General features: G+C 56.1%; 2 protein-coding genes and 1 pseudogene. 2 read left to right on the plus strand and 1 reads right to left on the minus strand.

Annotated features, from left to right (window positions below; genetic code table 11):
* Positions 1-210: hypothetical protein (locus A0U87_RS26405; RefSeq protein ID WP_240700494.1), on the plus strand; the 210-nt coding region annotated here is incomplete at its 5' end.
* Between the two features lie 241 nt (positions 211-451).
* Complete coding sequence (locus A0U87_RS02765) at positions 452-628, plus strand: hypothetical protein (RefSeq protein WP_234415664.1); 177 nt, start codon at positions 452-454, stop codon at positions 626-628.
* Between the two features lie 152 nt (positions 629-780).
* On the opposite strand, the pseudogene A0U87_RS02770 reads toward A0U87_RS02765, so the two are convergent.
* Positions 781-1231 (minus strand): annotated as a pseudogene (locus A0U87_RS02770) (spermidine synthase); the annotation flags it as partial.

The following is a 1231-nucleotide window of genomic DNA, read 5'->3' on the forward strand; positions in this document are numbered from 1 at the left end:
GTGGAAGATCTAAATTATTTGCTCAAGCGCGAGCAGGAAGAGTTGCTGCGTGCCCAAAGCGCGCATTGCCGCGCTGCATCCCATGCGCATCAGCGTTTGGCCAACCGTTATGCGCAGCGCATTCGAGAACATGTGCACCCCTATCGATCAGAGCGTCCCGATGGTTCAGCCCCTTTCGCTTTGAATGACCAGCGGGATGGTCGGATATGAGCAGGGCCATAAACATCATGGAGTCAGCCGACTCCGTGCGGCTGGTGTGTCAAAAAAACGGCTTCAGGATTTCGGTTCTCGAGGCGCTTGACTCCGGTGGCGTGCGGATCGTTCTGCTTGACCCACGGGATGCCGATGCGCTTCGCGCTTTGATGAAGGGTAAGCTGATCGAAGGATCTGTCACACGCTCCCGATCGCATGTGGCCCGTCACCATCCGCCGTCAGCACGATGAATATGGCCATGGGTCGGTTCGACTATCTTAACCGCCGGAGATTGGCCGAGTTAAAGCATGCTGAGCTTGCGGAGAATCCTGCGATCAGAGCAAGGCACGAGGATTTGGCTCGTGCCTATGCGAAGATCATTTCCGTGTTGCAACGCGAAGAGGCTTCAACGCCTCTACAGCAGTGGCAATTCTGAACTAACCCGGCCAAGTGCCATCACGACAAATCAAATGTGAGTCTCCGGTTTACTGACCTGAGAACGACGATGCCTGCCAAGCCCGGTCGCGCGCTGTCGCGAATGGAAGCCTGGCAGGCTTGGTCTCATGCTTGCAAAGCTGGTACGGACTGTCAGGCCCCGGCCTTGGCGGCGAACCAGATATTGTGCCAGCGTTCGGCGCTGCCGCTAAAGGCTGGCAGCAAAATCTCATCCAGACAGAATCCGGCCTGCTCCAGCCTTTCGGCAAATGCGTCATCGCTGTAGGCTGACCATATCGACAGTAGGCCGCCCGGTTTCAGTGCCGCATAGGCCATTTCCAAGCCGTCGGTCGAATAAAGCCTGTCGTTGCTTTTTCTGATGAAACCGTCTGGACCATTATCGACGTCGAGCAGAATGGCATCGAAGCGATCCTTCTCATGGGTAATGACATCAAACACGTCGGCCAATTGAATTCTGACTCGCGGATCTGTCAGATTGGTACCGAACAAGTGCATCAGAGGTCCGTTAGCCCAGCTTATGATTTTGGGCACGAGCTCGGCAACCGTGATGGTCGCGCTTTGTGACCAGGCGTCGAGCGCAGCC

The organism is Sphingobium sp. MP9-4 (genome assembly GCF_005281675.1).
GTDB classification, from domain to species: domain Bacteria; phylum Pseudomonadota; class Alphaproteobacteria; order Sphingomonadales; family Sphingomonadaceae; genus Sphingobium; species Sphingobium yanoikuyae.

What these genes read in the sequence shown, in the direction of transcription:
- A0U87_RS02765 (WP_234415664.1), top strand. Translation starts at nt 452, where the DNA reads ATGGGTCGGTTCGACTATCTTAACCGCCGGAGATTGGCCGAGTTAAAG.